This is a genomic window from Vibrio sp. CB1-5 (assembly GCF_059412285.1).
The window spans coordinates 56,891-72,779 of sequence record NZ_JBJHPB010000005.1 but is presented as its reverse complement, the minus strand read 5'-3'; the positions used below and the strand labels follow the sequence as shown (position 1 = coordinate 72,779).

At 45.6% G+C, this 15,889-nt stretch carries 17 protein-coding genes; 11 read left to right on the top strand and 6 right to left on the bottom strand.

Going from position 1 to position 15,889, the window contains the following annotated elements; all coding sequences use genetic code 11:
* Window position 1: 1 nt before the first annotated feature.
* Together ACJB0T_RS05250 and ACJB0T_RS05245 are read right to left on the bottom strand one after the other, a co-directional pair.
* Window positions 2-865, bottom strand: a complete 864-nt coding sequence (locus ACJB0T_RS05250; protein WP_479292475.1) for an alpha/beta fold hydrolase — start codon at window positions 863-865, stop codon at window positions 2-4.
* A 115-nt stretch (window positions 866-980) separates the two neighbouring features.
* Complete coding sequence (locus ACJB0T_RS05245; RefSeq protein WP_479294516.1) at window positions 981-1,571, bottom strand: TetR/AcrR family transcriptional regulator; 591 nt, start codon at window positions 1,569-1,571, stop codon at window positions 981-983.
* Window positions 1,572-1,705: 134 nt separating this feature from the next.
* Between ACJB0T_RS05245 and ACJB0T_RS05240 the strand changes: the two genes are divergently transcribed.
* The 4 genes from ACJB0T_RS05240 (at window position 1,706) to ACJB0T_RS05225 (ending at window position 5,150) form a co-directional block, all read left to right on the top strand.
* Entirely contained in the window at window positions 1,706-2,662 is a 957-nt protein-coding gene (locus tag ACJB0T_RS05240) for an AEC family transporter (RefSeq protein WP_479292473.1), read from the top strand.
* A gap of 129 nt (window positions 2,663-2,791) precedes the next feature.
* Window positions 2,792-3,583 carry a hydroxyethylthiazole kinase gene (thiM, locus tag ACJB0T_RS05235; RefSeq protein ID WP_479292471.1) on the top strand — a complete coding sequence of 264 codons (792 nt, stop codon included), beginning with the start codon at window positions 2,792-2,794 and terminating at the stop codon, window positions 3,581-3,583.
* A gap of 8 nt (window positions 3,584-3,591) precedes the next feature.
* Window positions 3,592-4,221: a thiamine phosphate synthase gene (thiE, locus tag ACJB0T_RS05230; RefSeq protein WP_479292470.1), complete on the top strand. Its 630-nt coding sequence runs from the start codon at window positions 3,592-3,594 to the stop codon at window positions 4,219-4,221.
* Window positions 4,222-4,283: 62 nt separating this feature from the next.
* On the top strand, window positions 4,284-5,150 hold the full coding sequence (locus ACJB0T_RS05225) for a glycerol kinase (RefSeq protein WP_479292468.1): 867 nt from the start codon (window positions 4,284-4,286) through the stop codon (window positions 5,148-5,150).
* A gap of 22 nt (window positions 5,151-5,172) precedes the next feature.
* Here ACJB0T_RS05225 and ACJB0T_RS05220 read toward each other — a convergent pair whose 3' ends face one another.
* Complete coding sequence (locus ACJB0T_RS05220; RefSeq protein ID WP_479292467.1) at window positions 5,173-5,646, bottom strand: hypothetical protein; 474 nt, start codon at window positions 5,644-5,646, stop codon at window positions 5,173-5,175.
* Between the two features lie 244 nt (window positions 5,647-5,890).
* On the opposite strand from ACJB0T_RS05220, the gene nhaD reads away from it, so the two are divergent.
* A complete protein-coding gene (nhaD, locus tag ACJB0T_RS05215) occupies window positions 5,891-7,333 on the top strand; it encodes a sodium:proton antiporter NhaD (RefSeq protein ID WP_479292466.1) in 1,443 nt (480 codons plus the stop codon).
* A 76-nt stretch (window positions 7,334-7,409) separates the two neighbouring features.
* Here nhaD and ACJB0T_RS05210 read toward each other — a convergent pair whose 3' ends face one another.
* A complete protein-coding gene (locus ACJB0T_RS05210) occupies window positions 7,410-7,844 on the bottom strand; it encodes an Mpo1 family 2-hydroxy fatty acid dioxygenase (RefSeq protein WP_479292465.1) in 435 nt (144 codons plus the stop codon).
* Window positions 7,845-8,158: 314 nt separating this feature from the next.
* Here ACJB0T_RS05210 and ACJB0T_RS05205 point away from each other — a divergent pair, with 314 nt between their 5' ends.
* Together ACJB0T_RS05205 and ACJB0T_RS05200 are read left to right on the top strand one after the other, a co-directional pair.
* A complete protein-coding gene (locus ACJB0T_RS05205; protein ID WP_479292463.1) occupies window positions 8,159-9,274 on the top strand; it encodes a DUF1254 domain-containing protein in 1,116 nt (371 codons plus the stop codon).
* Window positions 9,275-9,485: 211 nt separating this feature from the next.
* Window positions 9,486-10,025 carry a hydrolase gene (locus tag ACJB0T_RS05200; RefSeq protein ID WP_479292462.1) on the top strand — a complete coding sequence of 180 codons (540 nt, stop codon included), beginning with the start codon at window positions 9,486-9,488 and terminating at the stop codon, window positions 10,023-10,025.
* On the opposite strand, the gene pdxR is transcribed toward ACJB0T_RS05200, so the two are convergent.
* A complete protein-coding gene (gene pdxR / locus ACJB0T_RS05195) occupies window positions 10,018-11,475 on the bottom strand; it encodes a MocR-like pyridoxine biosynthesis transcription factor PdxR (protein ID WP_479292461.1) in 1,458 nt (485 codons plus the stop codon). The genes ACJB0T_RS05200 and pdxR overlap by 8 nt on opposite strands.
* 90 nt (window positions 11,476-11,565) lie before the next feature.
* Here pdxR and ACJB0T_RS05190 point away from each other — a divergent pair, with 90 nt between their 5' ends.
* The 4 genes from ACJB0T_RS05190 (at window position 11,566) to ACJB0T_RS05175 (ending at window position 15,054) form a co-directional block, all read left to right on the top strand.
* The gene (locus tag ACJB0T_RS05190) at window positions 11,566-12,237 is read left to right on the top strand and encodes a pyridoxamine 5'-phosphate oxidase family protein (protein ID WP_479292459.1); all 672 of its coding nucleotides are present in this window, start codon (window positions 11,566-11,568) and stop codon (window positions 12,235-12,237) included.
* Window positions 12,238-12,539: 302 nt separating this feature from the next.
* Complete coding sequence (locus ACJB0T_RS05185; protein ID WP_479292457.1) at window positions 12,540-13,625, top strand: acyltransferase; 1,086 nt, start codon at window positions 12,540-12,542, stop codon at window positions 13,623-13,625.
* A gap of 85 nt (window positions 13,626-13,710) precedes the next feature.
* On the top strand, window positions 13,711-14,436 hold the full coding sequence (locus ACJB0T_RS05180; protein WP_479292455.1) for a nitroreductase family protein: 726 nt from the start codon (window positions 13,711-13,713) through the stop codon (window positions 14,434-14,436).
* Window positions 14,437-14,580: 144 nt separating this feature from the next.
* Window positions 14,581-15,054 carry a Dps family protein gene (locus ACJB0T_RS05175; RefSeq protein WP_479292453.1) on the top strand — a complete coding sequence of 158 codons (474 nt, stop codon included), beginning with the start codon at window positions 14,581-14,583 and terminating at the stop codon, window positions 15,052-15,054.
* Here the strand turns inward: ACJB0T_RS05175 and ACJB0T_RS05170 are convergent.
* On the bottom strand, window positions 15,046-15,759 hold the full coding sequence (locus ACJB0T_RS05170) for a hypothetical protein (RefSeq protein WP_479292451.1): 714 nt from the start codon (window positions 15,757-15,759) through the stop codon (window positions 15,046-15,048). The two genes, ACJB0T_RS05175 and ACJB0T_RS05170, sit on opposite strands and share 9 nt — an antisense overlap.
* Window positions 15,760-15,889 lie beyond the last annotated feature (130 nt).

The following is a 15,889-nucleotide window of genomic DNA, read 5'->3' as shown; positions in this document are numbered from 1 at the left end:
ATCAAATCGTTGAAGATGATGACGTTAGCATGTCAAACGCCGCCTTCGCTTCATCACTGTGCATGACTCGACCGTGTCCCTGTCCCTGTGTTGTGATAAGCGTGACCAGCGGCATTTCCTGTGCGGCTTTTTGGGACACTGAGAATTTGGTAAATCGGTCTTTTTCATCATGTACGATGATCGTTGGTGTACTGCGGCGACCTAGCTTGTTGTATGGGTCAATCGAGGTGATTGGGTAGTGATATTGGGATTGAATATCATCAACGACCGCCTCAAATAGTCGCATCGAATACCCTGAACGCGCGACACTACCAAACAGGTTATCAAGATAATCAAGCACAGGAGCAATAAGCAGAAGTGGCTTGTCTTGAAGTTTGGCATGCTTACATTCAATCGCAGCTGCCGTCCCCATACTATGTCCGACTAGACCTGCTACGTCCTCTTCACTATCGAGGAGCCCTTCTAAGCCACCAACGAAGGCTGGGATGTGCCCGTATGCACCTTCACTTTGTCCGTGAGCAGGATGATCATACGCAAGAGCCGTATAGCCTTTGCTGGCAATATGTTCCATAAGCGGAAAAAATTGGCTCGCGGTACCTGACCAGCCATGGGTAAGTAACCAAACCGGTCCTGTGCCTAAGCGATAGGTCTTGAGCACACCCTCTGAGGTACTCACTTCCGAGATAATTAAACCTTTCGGCTCTGCATTCTTCGGTTTTGAACGAACTGGTGTTAGAAGCAATTTCTTCGCGGTACGTTTTGCATGGTTTGGCGCAAGTTTATGGTGAGCTCGAGTGGTCAGGTTCACCATTTTTTTCTTAAAACTGAATTTCTTCGATGTATTGAAGTAGATTTTATCACTCATGACTGACTGTCCTTTTTATCCTCGTCATCCTCGGATAGTTTTATTATTGAGCATACATTAGAACGACCGTGCTTTTTTAAGTTGGCGTTTTACTCTGCCGTTCCATATAAAAGAGTTATTGAGATATCGACCAAGATTGCATGGAAGTGTCTACACTGGTCCAAAATCGCTGACTGCTCTCTTGCTCGCCCACCAGCGAGTAGAAAACGTGAGCACTTAGGTAATGCCCATAGAGCTCAAACGCAGCTTGTTGTGGATCGAGTGTCGAACTGAATTCACCGCTATCGATACCCTTTTGTATTTGTATCGTCAAATAATGGATCCAACGGTGGATCGCTTTCCTCAGTGCTTGCTGAAGTTCGTCTTGCTGGCTATCTCGCCACGCATCGATAAACATGCAACTGCCTTGGAATGAATGATTCCAGCTCATCCAATTGTCGATAAGGTGCTTGAGTTTTTGCCTCGCCATCTCATGATTCTGCTCACGTACTGGAGAGACCACCCTAGCTTGAAACGTTGTATCCGCGTGCTCGACAACCGCAACCTGCAGATTGACTTTGGAGTTAAAGTGAGCGAACAGACCACTCTTCGACATATTGCATTGCTTAGCTAGCTCACCTATGGTGAGACTTTCTAGCCCATCTCTGCTCGCTATTTCAAATGCCTTCATCAAAATATGATCTTTTGTTAGCCGACCTTTACCCATAACCACCATCATAGATTTCTTCTCTATGGTATCAATTTAGCACGGTCGTTCTATTTTGCAATGTGCGTTTATTTGCATGACAAGGTATGAAATAATCATCCAGTTACTATCCCCTAACAATATGGAAGCAAATCATGGATCTATTGATGGAACAGTTGTTGTTTTCGCTTTCTATTACCGGTCCTATTTGTTTGCTGATTATTCTCGGCGTCGTCTTCAAACGTATTGGACTTATCAACGATAATTTTATTGAGGTGGCATCTAAACTCGTCTTTAAAGTCACACTCCCTACTATGCTGTTTTTGAGCATAGTGACGTCAGAACACGATTTTTCCTCAGCCAAACAATTTCTCACCTTTGGCGTCATTGCTAGTGTCTCATTCTTCTTATTCAGTTACCTCTCTGTCGGTACTTTATTCAAGAGATCCGCTGACCGAGGTGTGATTATTCAAGGCGCATTTAGAGCCAATACTGGCATCATAGGTATCGCTTACGTTGCCAACGCCTACGGTGAGCGAGGCATTGCGCTGGCGGCTTTGTATGTTGCAATAACGACCTTTATCTATAATGTTCAAGCCGTTATATGTTTAACCCCCAAAGGGGCTGAGTCAGGCACATCTGCGGGCAGAATCATGCTCACCACACTCACCAAAAACCCGTTGATCATTGCGATTTTGTCGGGATTAGTTGTTTACCTGCTATCAATTCCTGTTCCGACTATCGTTGTGGATGCGGGCAACTACTTCGCCACGATGACACTGCCACTCGCGCTCCTCTGTACAGGCGGCTCGTTAGACCTAAGCTCTATGAAGAAAGAGCAAGCTCCTACTTGGATTGCGAGTGGCTATAAGCTGGTACTGGCGCCACTTACTATTACACTCGCCGCTTTCTTAGTCGGATTTCGTGGTATTGAATTAGGGATCCTGTTCTTTATGAATGCCTCCCCTGTTGCTGCTGCTAGCTATGTGATGGCGCGTTCAATGGGCGGCAATTCGATACTTGCTGCCAATATCATCGCATTGACCACTGTGCTATCTACCGTAACTTGTACTCTCGGTATTCTGGTACTTTCTCTGTATCAGTTGATCTAGTCTCTCAGCAAACTCTTATATAAAAGCATCACAGACCAGTGCTAGCCTAACCTCGGCTAGCGCTATTTTTATATCCCAGTACAATGATTATATGCCTGAAAAAGCTCGAATGAGCCTTTGGAGAATAGAATGAATAAACAACAAATCGTCAGTGCCCTAAACAAAGTCCGCGAACAAAAACCGCTGGTAGTGAATATCACTAACTTCGTGGTCATGAATAACACCGCCAACGCATTATTAGCCGTTGGCGCCTCACCAATCATGTCTCACTCAAAGCAAGAAATGGCTGAGATGATGTCGTTTGCTGGTGCACTCGTGATTAATATTGGGACTCTCGACAGCGTATGGCGCCCGGGAATGTTCTTTGCCGTTGAGCAAGCCAATGAGAACAACAAGCCCGTGATTCTAGACCCTGTGGGCTGCGGCGCGACCAAACTGCGCACCTCGACGGCTCGCCAGCTGGCTGAACTTGCAGATAATCTTATTATTCGTGGTAACGCGTCCGAAATCATCGCGATGGCAGGTGAGAAATCGCAGAACAAAGGCGTTGATGCACTCGATGCCAGCGAAGCCGCGCTAAGTGCAGCTCGTGCCTTAGTCGACGGCTATGCTTGCAGCGTCGTTGTCTCTGGTGAAACCGACTACATCGTCACCAAAGAAAGTACTGTCGCCCTAAACAATGGTCATGAGATGATGCCATACGTAACAGGCATGGGATGCTCACTCTCTGCCGTTACTGGCGCATTTGCCGCAATTGGTGAGAAAAGTGGTGTTGCAGCAGCGACGATATTTAGTATCGCCGGCGAAATCGCTGCTGAAAAATCGCAAGGACCCGGCTCTTTGCAAATGAACCTCCTTGATAGTCTTTACCAGATTACTGCACAGGACATTGAATCTCGCCTTAACCTTCGCGAGTGCTAACAGAGATCATGACACCGAATCCTTACCGACTCTATTTAGTAACGGATGAGAACCAAGACATAGACACACTCCTTCAAGTGGTGAAACAAGCCGTTGAGGGAGGCGTCACCATGGTTCAGCTTCGAGAAAAACACCATGATATTCGCACCTTCATCAGCAAAGCCAATGCCGTGAAGCAAGTGTTAGCAGGCACCGGAGTTCCACTCATTATCAACGATCGAGTGGACGTAGCATTAGCGGTTGAAGCTGAGGGGGTTCACTTAGGTCAAACGGATATGCCGGTCGCTCTAGCACGCAAGCTTATTGGCGATGATCGTATTTTAGGCTTGTCTATCGAGAGTGAAGCTCAGCTGGAAGAAGCGAAATCGCTACCCATCGATTACATCGGGCTCAGTGCCATTTTCGCTACCCCAACTAAGACCAACACCCAGACGCATTGGGGCCTTAATGGCTTGATTGAAGCTCTAAAGAAAACAGCGCTGCCGGTCGTTGCCATTGGCGGTATCAATGAAGCAAACCTCACTGATGTTGCGTCAACAGGTGTTCACGGAGTCGCCATTGTTTCTGCTATCACTCACGCAGCGTCACCTAAAGATGCAGCCAGTAAACTACTCAATCTGATGGAAGCGGGTTCGTAACCACAGTTTAAATAGTTTCCTGCAAACTCATTTACGATAAGCAAAGAAAAAGTAAGACGACTATGCACGATAAACTTTCCACCTCAGCCCTCGCAAAGCAGAGGCAACTCGAACCTAAAGCGCTTTTTAATGAGCTAAAACAGGTTGGGTACATCATTTGGCATGATTCAAATTGGTTATTAACCGATTTGGGTGCGCGCTTTGGTGGCGAGTACAGAGAAAGTGACAAGTATGGTCGTTTTATTGTTTGGCCTAGCAAACTGGTGTTGGATGAATCACTTAAAAGCGACAAATTGCTGACAGCAACGCAGCTCGGAGAGCGCTTTGACCTTCCAGCGAAGAAGATCAACTTGCTGCTCAGTGAACTTGGCTGGATCCAACGACAAGAGTCCGACTGGGTTGTAACCATGCAGGGGTTGAGAGCTGGTGCTCAGCAACGTCGTGACAAACAAAGCACCACTCAATTTGCGGTATGGCATCCTGCTGTAGCTCGTAACCATAGGCTCAAGCAGAGTGTACTTGAATTTAAAGGTGCGGATGCAGAATCGCACTCCACAGAGAAATCTTTCTCAAGTTTTCGACAGAAATTCGCCGCGAAACACAGAACGCTCGATGGGCATTATGTCCAGTCCAAAGGCGAATTGCTCATTGATAATTGGTTATATATGGCGGGCGTCGTTCACGCTTATCAAAGACAACTGCCCATTGAGCAAGATGTCGTGAGCGATTTCTATCTTCCTCAAGGCAAACTTTATCTGCAATACTGGGGCTCTGATAACGGACCAATTGACTCAAAAACCATTGAATCAACGCGCGCACTATACGAAGAGCATGACCTGCCCCTCATAGAAGTGTTCCCAGAAGATATCGACAACCTAGACAGTGTTTTGCCTAAAAAACTCAAGCCGTTTGGTATTAGCGCCTACTAGAGACCGCTTATGAGTCACTAGGCTAAAAATAACACAAACAAGCTTGGTGACTATGCTGCCCCGCAATCATATAGGGCGTTGACGCAAGTACTGTGCTCACGGCTTCGGTATCAGATGATGGCGATGTTTTAGCAACTTGCTGGGTCTCGTTTGTGGACAGCTTGGTTGACGTCGAGCGAATAAAAGCGTCTTTATAGGTTTGTGTCGAACGCAGTTTCGCAAGCTCTTGTTTAGCCAAGTTTGCAGGTACATACCTCAAACTACCCGACTTTACAAAGCCACACTGAATCCAAAAAGATTGGTCCGCTTCGTCAGGTTGAGTATTCCCCCACAAACCTTCGCCAATTGGGCACTCACTCTCAAGAACTGGAAATGGCAGCTGTGATTTGTTTGCGCTATCGCAGACAAATACATCCTTTGATGCTTGGGCACTTGCTGTTACCGACACAAACAGAACGACTAACAGCGCAAATGCGCTTGACGCTATTTTCCACATAAATCCTCCTTGACCAGAGTGAATAGTATGCGGTGCTGGACACTTCCTTTTGAAGCTTGCTTAACACCTTCTATTTAGATTAGGCGCTAATCAAGCCATGTCAAAAGATGGAACCATTAACAAAAAATAGCCGTACGCGATGTAGCAGATTCGAGTCAGCTCACAACGAAGATGTTGAAATACCATTAAAATAACGTATCGCAATTGTTAGCGCCTGATTTTTTAGCTTTTGAAGGATCAAAACATGAAGAAAATAAGTCGGTGGCCGACCCTTTTACTATCCCTTTTTTTCGCCACCTCTAGTTTCGCTTCCTCTGGGGCATCACACGATGCTTTTAACTTTACCCAATCCACCGTGGGCTACGCCTCATTACTGATTTTTGGTATCGCCTACACACTCGTCATGATGGAGGAGTATTTAAAACTCAGAAAATCAAAACCTGTCCTACTTGCTGCCGGTCTTATCTGGATACTCATTGGCTTTGTTTACAAAGACATGGGACAAATTGAGGTCGCTAAGTCCGCACTAGAACACAACCTGCTTGAGTACGCCGAGCTCTTATTGTTTCTACTAGTCGCCATGACCTATATATCAGCCATGGAAGAGCGGAGACTTTTCGATGCTCTGCAATCTTGGATGGTGGGTAAAGGCTTTGATTTCCGCTCGCTATTCTGGATAACCGGGATACTTTCGTTCTTTATCTCTCCCATTGCCGATAACCTAACCACAGCACTATTGATGTGCGCCGTCGTTATGAAGGTAGGTGGCAGCAACCTTAAGTTCGTTAACATTGCCTGTATCAACATTGTTGTCGCGGCTAACGCTGGCGGTGCATTTAGTCCATTTGGAGATATTACTACCTTGATGGTTTGGCAGGCAGGTCATGTAGCATTCTCTGAGTTTATGCCACTGTTTGTGCCTTCGGTCGTTAACTACTTAGTACCTGCTGTCATCATGTCGTTCTTTGTGCCCAAGACAAAACCTGATGCTGTTCATACGCACGTTGAACTGAAACGGGGAGCGTTTAGGATTGTTGGGCTGTTTATTCTCACCATCGCGACCGCCGTAGCATTCCATGCAGTGCTTCATTTTCCGCCAGTAATGGGAATGATGATGGGCTTGGCCTACCTCCAGTTCTTTGGTTTTTTCCTTCGCAAAACCTTACCAAAGTCTATCGCTAAGAAGAAAGCAATCGCCATTGCCAACAATGATGAAGCGGCACTGAAAGCACTTGGTTCTATCGTTCCATTTGATGTATTCAGACGTGTATCTCACGCAGAGTGGGACACACTGCTGTTCTTCTATGGGGTAGTCATGTGTGTTGGTGGTTTAAGCTTGCTCGGTTATCTCAGCGTCGTCTCAGAGATCATGTATACCCAATGGGATCCTATCTGGGCGAATGTGATGGTGGGTATTCTGTCTGCTATCGTCGATAACATCCCGGTCATGTTTGCAGTATTGACTATGAGCCCAGAGCTCTCGATGGGGAACTGGTTGTTAGTCACCCTTACCGCTGGGGTTGGTGGTAGCCTGCTCTCTGTTGGCAGTGCAGCCGGCGTTGCTTTAATGGGGGCGGCACACGGCAAATACACCTTTTTTGGCCACTTAAAGTGGATGCCTGTTATCGCCATTGGTTATGCCGCTAGTATCTTTGTCCACCTTTCAATGAATGGCAGCTTATTCTAACCACCATTTATGACTGGTATGTCTCATAGAAACACTTAAACCCCTTCTTAGTTACTATATATAACTGCAGAGGGGTTTATTTTTGCCTGAAAACCCAAATAGGGCCAATGAGAAGAAATTGGATATCATCGAAAAACGAGGGCTTTTTGCCTTCGATTTTGTGTCCAACGAATTGCATTATCCATAGCACGACAAACAAGCCTATCGACAGGTTGAGAATCGATACACCAAACCTATCCGCAAACGTGATTACGGCTAAGCAAGCTAACGTAAACAGCAACATTTGAATAAACACCGAGCGAGATAACCTAAAGTAGAAAAACATCACAGGGAGCATAACCAGCCAAACCCAGTTAATGGCGATACCGGCAAGAGATACATGAGGAATGCACCATATGAGTCCCACGATCGATAAATAGATACCGGGAACGGCAACTTTGTGTATTTTTCTGTTGGTGCGGTTCTGGTGGCTTTCTCCGTATGCATCTAACCATTGCTGTAACGACTTCATTCTACTTCCTTGTTGTTTTCTATTGGTGTTAAAACTCTAGACTACAATCTGTCACTCTTCCTTTCCCATAAAACTATTAACAACTGCTAAAGGTATTGTTCAACCCAATCGTAGCCTCTCTTAACTAAAGCCTACATCCTTCGCACCTCAACTGGCCATTGATATTCACTTTATGCATATCAGCAATTAAAAATCATAATTTCAAAATATAATATTAACGCCCTACTATAGCCACAGACCCAAGGAATGAAGTCGACACCCTGCTTGAGCTTAATCACTGCAAGCACTTCAAACTTGAAATAAGGCTATCTAAGATGAAAAAACTGACTATTTTGGCAACGATTACCGCTTCTCTATTTGCAACCACGACCATGGCACATGACCTTGGTGACCACTTACCGAAGAAGGGGCAACCAACCGCTTTGCAGCTTGAAAATGGTGGCACAACCAACGTCAGCAAAGACAACTTCATCGCTGCGGAATCAGATAAGTACTTCTTCGAGCAACAAGAGAAATCTGGCATCAACCACTTCACCCACGATCGACAACTGTTGACGATGGAGACACAAACCGTGGTTAGACAGAACCGAGACACACTGTATTCAAAGTCAATTTGGGACACAAAAGGTGGTGTGACTTTTGAACTGCCAATCCTAGACAGCTATCAGGCACTTCAAGTGATTGATGAACAGCATCGTACTGTTGCTGTACTTTATGCATCGGAGGGACAAAACAAGGTGACGATCACGCCTGATATGCTGTCTTCAGGACAACACGTTTGGGTCATTGCGCGAACTCAAGTTGCATCCAATAGTCCAGCCGACATTAAAGAGGGCAACCTTAAGCAAGATATGATCAAAGGCACAGCGTCGTCAGCTGAGCTCTATACACCTAAAGGGTTTGATCAGTTTGCTAGAGAGGAGGTTCGCCTAGCACTAGAAGCAAATGTGCTGCAATTGGATTTTACCAAGGCAATGGGCGCTCCTGATGGCAAGACACTGAAACCAGAGCAGCACCTAGCCCCACGTAAGGTAGATCAGTTCCATGCACTAGGTTTGACATCTATGGGCTTCGGTGGGCTACCAAGTGAACATGCCTACTACAAAGTACTGCTAGCGGAAGACCGCTCTGGCCAGTGTCAGACTATGAACTTTGACGCGCCACCACTTGGTCAGAACGGTTTCTTCTCCATCACGACCTATGGTTCAGATGCGTATGTTCATACTGAAGAATTCGCGCTATCGAGTCGTAAAGATGAGTTGAAGGCTAACAAAGACGGCTCTTACACCGTAAACTTCAACTGTGGCGAGCAGGCAATCAACAATATTGATGTAGAAGAAGGTTGGACAGGTATCCTTCGCATGTACAAACCAAACTCAGACAAGCAAATTGTTAGCTATGCGAAAGGAGTAGAACAACCACACGGTTAATCTCGCTTAGCATCCACCCGCCTACCAAGAGAGCTCACTCAACAAATGTTGGGCTTTTTTGATTTACAATGTAAAGACTGACTATATCTGCGTTGAAGTAGGATTACAGCCACTAGAAAACAACCTATCATTCAATAAGCTATCTTTAAATTAACTTTCTTGCAGTGCAGGCACTTGGTTTGTCGCACAAATATTAGATCAGGAGAACTAGATGTTAGAACAAAACAACACGCAACTAATGATCATAGATGTGCAGGGAAAACTTGCGCAGCTGATGCACGACAAAGAGACACTGTTTAGCAACCTCAATACGCTCACTAAAGCCGCAAATCTAATGGCGCTCCCTATTATCTGGGTCGAGCAGATCCCCGATAAACTCGGACCGACGATTGAAGAAATCAGCCGAGAGCTCGGCCATCAAACTCCGATTGCAAAAGACGTGTTTAGTGCTTGGGGAGAAGCGAATGTACGTGAGGCAACAAACGCGAGCGACAGAAAACAGGTTTTACTCGTGGGTATTGAAGCGCATATCTGTGTTCATCAGACTGCCTGTGATCTATTGCAAGCAGGTTATGAGGTACACCTAGTTACGGATGCAGTCTCCTCTCGAAACCAAACTAACAAAGATCTAGCGCTGAAGCGCTTAGCTCAAGAGGGTGCTGTGCTCACCTCCACTGAAATGGCACTTTTCGAATTGCAGAAGGTTGCTCGAGGAGAGCAGTTTAAATCACTGTTGAAGCTCATTAAGTAGTGACATTCAGTAGTGAATAGTAAAGCTGACTCAACGCCTTAGTTTTCTCCGGTATCGCCTCTAATGGGGCGTTACCAAACCCTAGTACTACTGACCCAAACTCTCGCTGTTTTTCTACTGGTTCGTAGAATCGCATCGGTCTCACCACCATACCTGCGTCCTGCGCTTTCTGCGACAGCTCAACTTCATTAACGCCACTTTGCCACTCAACCGTTACATGCAAACCCGCCCCTTGCGATACCACTTGCCAATCGCCTCCGAAGGACTCTCGAATACTATGTCTTATTAAGCGGTATTTCTGTTCATACAATCGGCGCATCTTACGAATATGCCTTACCAAAGCCCCCTCGCTAATAAAATCCGCTAAAGCCGCTTGAACGAGAGCGGGCGTATCTCCAGACAGCGCATCTTTTATTTCCAAACACAATTTAACCATGTGGGGAGGAACGACCATATAGCCAATGCGCAGAGAGTTAAACATCACTTTGCTCATCGAGCCTATGTAGATCATTTTGTCCGCATTGCCGCTCTCGGCAGCTAAGCCTTGCATACTTCGAAATGGACGACTATCAAACTGAAATTCGCTGTCATAGTCATCTTCAATGATCCATGATTGATTGGTCTGCGCCCATTCAATAAGCTGCAAGCGTTGCTCCGTTTGAATAGAACAGCCCATTGGATATTGGTTACTTGGTGTTAAGTAAATACCTGTGGAATCACTGTTAAGTACCCGTTGGATATCGAGCCCCTTGTTTGCCTTAACGTCAACATAGTCATAGTCGATATTGAAGGTATCCAACACCTTAACGACCTGCCGATAGCCGGGAAACTCCACCCAAAAACCTCGATGAGGTTTGAGTCTTTGGGTTGCTAATAGTGCTATTGCAATGGACTGCTGAGCGCCCGACGTAACGATGATTTGATTCGGGTGGCAGACAACACTTCGACTTCCTGTTAGGTAGCGATGGAGTGCTTCCCTTAGCGTCACTAGCCCCTGTAAATCTTGGTTTCCAAGTAACGCACTACGACTGCTATGACGTTGCAACAACCGATTCCAAGCGCTCATTGGAAATGAGGCAAGTTCAGCAACCCCAGGCGCAAATAACCCATTGTTGGGCGTATTGTCGTCTCCGGACTCCGAAGGTGGCACTACCTGCTCCATTGTCAGGTATTGCTCTGGGAGCGACACTGCAACATAGAAACCACTGTTTGGTTTCGCAATTAAATACCCCTCCGCAACAAGCTGCTCGTAGGTTTGAATCACAGTGTTACGACTGAGCTTAAGCTGACTAGCCAACGTGCGAGTAGAAGGTAGCTTTACACCGGAAGCCCAGAACCCTTTCAAGATACGTGTTCGTATTTGCTCAAAAAGGATTTGCTGAAGTGTTGTACCGCTAGAGGTCATAGACGATAGCTCTAACGTCAACTCACTGGAATCAATAGCACTCAAACTGGATCCACCATTTATCTTATTCTGGACCTAAACAGAGTACCAAAATATTCTTAATCTGGCTGTAAAGGAATAAGGAGGAGAAACTGTATGCTTTCACAAACACAACGAGCGCAAATCAAAAAAGGGGCTCACAAAGCCGTGCTAGAGGAGCAAGCTCTTTACGATATTATCGATGAATCACTTATCGCGCACATAGCCATAAACCAAGACAACAGTCCGATAATCATTCCGATGCTGGCTTGGCGTATAGATGACAGAATTTACGTTCACGGAGCGAAAAACAGCCGTCTCATTCGAGCGCTAAAATCTGGTCAGAAAACGTGTCTCACCTTTACATTATTTGACGGTTGGGTGTTAGCGAGGTCAGCGTTTCACCACAGTGCTCACTATCGAAGTGCCGTTGTGTTTGGGCAATTTGAGACCATTGATGACAACCAAGAAAAAGATCGAGTACTAAACTTCTTTATCGAGCACATTGCCCCGGGTAGAACCGAGCAAGTGAGACTAAGTAACCAGAAAGAGCTGACTGCCACAGAAGTGCTCGCTATTGAACTCAACGAAGCTTCTGTGAAAATTGGACGCCACGGCGTCAATGACGACAAAGAAGATCTTGATATCCCTGTTTGGGCTGGCATTCTACCTTATCGGACAGTTGTTGGGCCGCTAGAGCCATGTGATGACCTAGCGGAATGTATCGACACTCCAGACTACTCGAAGGCGTATGGGAAAAGGTGGCACACCGAACAAAAGGCAAAGTAATGGGTCGCTTTTCTCGAACATTTTTTACTTACACCTTAAAAGAGATAACGTAAGTTGCTAGGAGTAACACAGAACCTTTGGCAAAACACTGTGGAGATTGAAGACATTGACCTCGCGCAATCTCCTCAATGGCAGCAAGTGTACACTCAGCTTAGCGCACCATAATGAATTTATGACACAGTACAAATTGTTGCAAAATTCTCATTGTTGCACGTTAAATTATTGACTCTGGACACATCAGTAAAACAGATAAATGTTAATGTGTTCGGGTTCCAATTACATTGCAGAGCCATCGATAAAATATGCAGCAAGCTTTTAAAAAAACAGAAAAAATTGCGAGCTTCGAGTTAGCTCGAGTCATCGCTTTATTGGCTATAATCTCTATCCACTGTCAGTTGTTTATGGACTATGGCTACATCGGTGATGAGCCATGGTTGAACTTTATCACCAACCAAGCAGCACGATTTGCTGTGCCGCTATTTTTCCTTATTGCCGGTTATCTCATCTATCCAAAGCTGAATAAGGCTCCCTACAAAACGGCGAAGGAGTACTGCACGCCGTTAATGGTCATTTGGCTAGTTTGGAGCATCATCCACCTTCTACTACCCTTTAATTTGGGCGTCGTCGCGGAGCATGGCTATTTAGCGGAGCGACAAGGATACTGGCGGTACCTAATGGAATCGCCGCTGAACTCTTTATTTGAAGGTGGATTGGTTCATCTATGGTTTATTCCATCTCTAGCAATAGCAGTGTTTATGATTGCTTGGTTTGTCGACAATAGATGCCGTAAGCTGATCATTCCTTTTGCCGTCATTATTTATGTCTACGGACTTATCGCTGGAAGCTATGGGGTAATTACCGAAGTAGCGACGCCAATCTTTACTAGAAATGGCCCTTTCTTTAGCTTCTTGATGGTCGCCATTGGATTTGAAGCCCGTCGCAATGAATGGTCTATGTCTGCAACAAGTGCCCTGCTACTTGCTACTGTGGGTATGCTGCTTCACTTTGCTGAGGCTTATTATCTGCACGGTTATGGTCAAGTATTCCACTTGAATGATTTTCTTTTGGGTACAGCGATTTGGGCAACTGGCTTATTCTTTTTCTTGCTAGCCAAACCACAGCTCGGCAATCAGCCAGTATGGCTAAAGCTCGGGCAGTGGGTACTGCCTATCTATGTGGTTCATCTGTTGGTCGTCATTTATATGAATAACTTAGTTGCCATACTCAAGCTAGAAAAGGTCCCAACCGACCTACTCATTTTCTTTGGTACCTTAATTGGATCGGTCATCTTGATGGTTATCATAGAAAAGAGCCCGATTTCGTTTACAAAGCTGCGCCGTATTAAACCGAAAGGTAAATTGATAGCTAACTGTTCATCTGCAAAATAATCCCAAGCCAACTCAACACCAAGTTACTTGTAGAGAGGCGTGATACCTGATAGAAAGGTGCCGATTAAAAGCATCAGGTATCACCATGAATAACGCCTCTTCACTAGAACAACTCCTTAACTCTCGCCGCTCGGTTCGCAAATACGATGCTGAAGCGGCATTTGACCATCATGCCGTACAGCGAGCACTTGAACACGCAACGCTTAGCCCTAACAGCAGTAACATGCAAATGTGGGCGTTTCATCGTGTCATCAGTGAAGATAAACGCCAGAAACTTGCCGACATTTGTATGGGACAAAATGCGGCGAAGACCGCTAATGAACTGGTCGTAGTGACCGTTACTCCAAACAAATGGAAGCAGCGCGCAGCTATGAACGCCGACATCGTTCGAGCAAACTTTGCTGATCGTGAAGATGAAACATCAAAGCGTGCATTTAAGTACTACGACAAGTTAATCCCCATGGTCTATAACAATGACGCATGGGGCATTCGAGGTATGGTAAGAAAGCTCTATAGTTTCTGGTTAGGGCGCAATAAACCTATGGTGCGCGAAGTCAGCAAGCAAGATGTGCGCGTGTGTCTTCACAAGAGCGCAGCACTGGCGTCTATGACTTTTATGCTTTCTATGCGAGAACAAGGCTATGACACATGCCCTATGGAAGGGTTTGATTCTAAGCGAGCAAAAGCATTGCTCGGTATTTCTGACAACGATGAGATTACGATGATCATCAGCTGCGGCGTGCGAACTGGAGAAGGCATCTACGGTGAGCGTCATCGTGTGCCCAATGAAGAGGTCATCATTTCCCACTAATTCCTAAAAAGAGACCTCATCAGGTCTCTTTTTAATAGCCACAAGCTATCAATACTATCCTTACAATCGATTACCCCGCCCTATAGAAACACCATATACTGAACCCAACAAAACAAGATTTCACTCTTCCTAGAGGACAGTATTATGACAAACACTAACTTAATCGGCCTTGATAAAAACGCATCTCAATCAATCGCAGTTGAGCTAAACCAGTTACTCGCGAACTACCAAGTGTTGTACATGAACACTCGCGGTTACCACTGGAACATTAAAGGCGAACAGTTCTTTGAACTTCATGTGAAATTTGAAGAAATTTACACCGACCTTCAGACCAAGATTGATGAACTAGCGGAGCGTATTTTGACCATTGGTCATACGCCAGATCACTCGTTTAGCCGCTATCTTGAACAAAGCCAAATCGAAGAGCACCAAAACGCCTTCCGAGGCAAAGAATGTGTAACCGGATTAGTAAACGGCTTCTCAGTGCTGATTCATCGTCAACGCGAGATCCTAGAGCAAGCATCACAAACCAATGATGAAGGTACTGCTGCATTAATGGGTGATTACATTCGAGAGCAAGAGAAATTGCTGTGGATGTTAAATGCATATCTAAACTAAAACGAATATAAGCCATAGGGTAATAACGTACCCTATGGCTTCTGACAGACGGATAAAATAACGGGACACTTTTGCACTGAGCATGACATTTGAAGATAACTTCTCCTTTAACGCGAATGCGATATAAGGATCAATACCATCTTCAGTCGATTCAATTTTTTGCCCTTGATATTCACTCTCAAACTCCGTTCGCCAAGCTAGCGCTCCGCGGATGCCATTGAGCGACACCTTGTCGTTTTCCCACAAGGTATAATCAACATCCAATCCTATACCGTAGCCAAGTGCTGGCGTCACTTTAGCAACCGTACGGTGATGCTCCTCTGGAGATTGACTAACATCAGCTTGTAACTCAGCACTCCCCTTGCCAAGGTTGATATAGTTAACGGATACCGCCAATATCATCACAAGCCATCCTCCCAAAGAGCCACTACCCGAGTTGTTTCTCACCGCATCGTTACTAGAAAGATTTACGTTCACCGAGACATTTGAGAATGCGGTTCCGCCATTGCCATCGGAAATACCATAACTCAATGTATCGAAACCAAAAAAGTCTGCTGGCGCTTGGTGATAACTAACATTAAAATTCTCTAGTAACGCGATATCCGACAATATCTCGCGCTCAACAAACGCCACTCCATGACGGCCGCTACGTATCAATCTCGCTCTATGCCAAAAGCGCTCGCACGCAATGAGTAGCGGTGGCATATAAGCTTGGCTTAATCAACGCGCCTACCGTTTCTGTGTCACGCCAAAGTGCGCTTTTAACGCTCGAGTTAAGTGAGATTGATGGTTGAAACCAAATTCTTGCGCTGTAAGAGCGCCTAACTTGGTACCT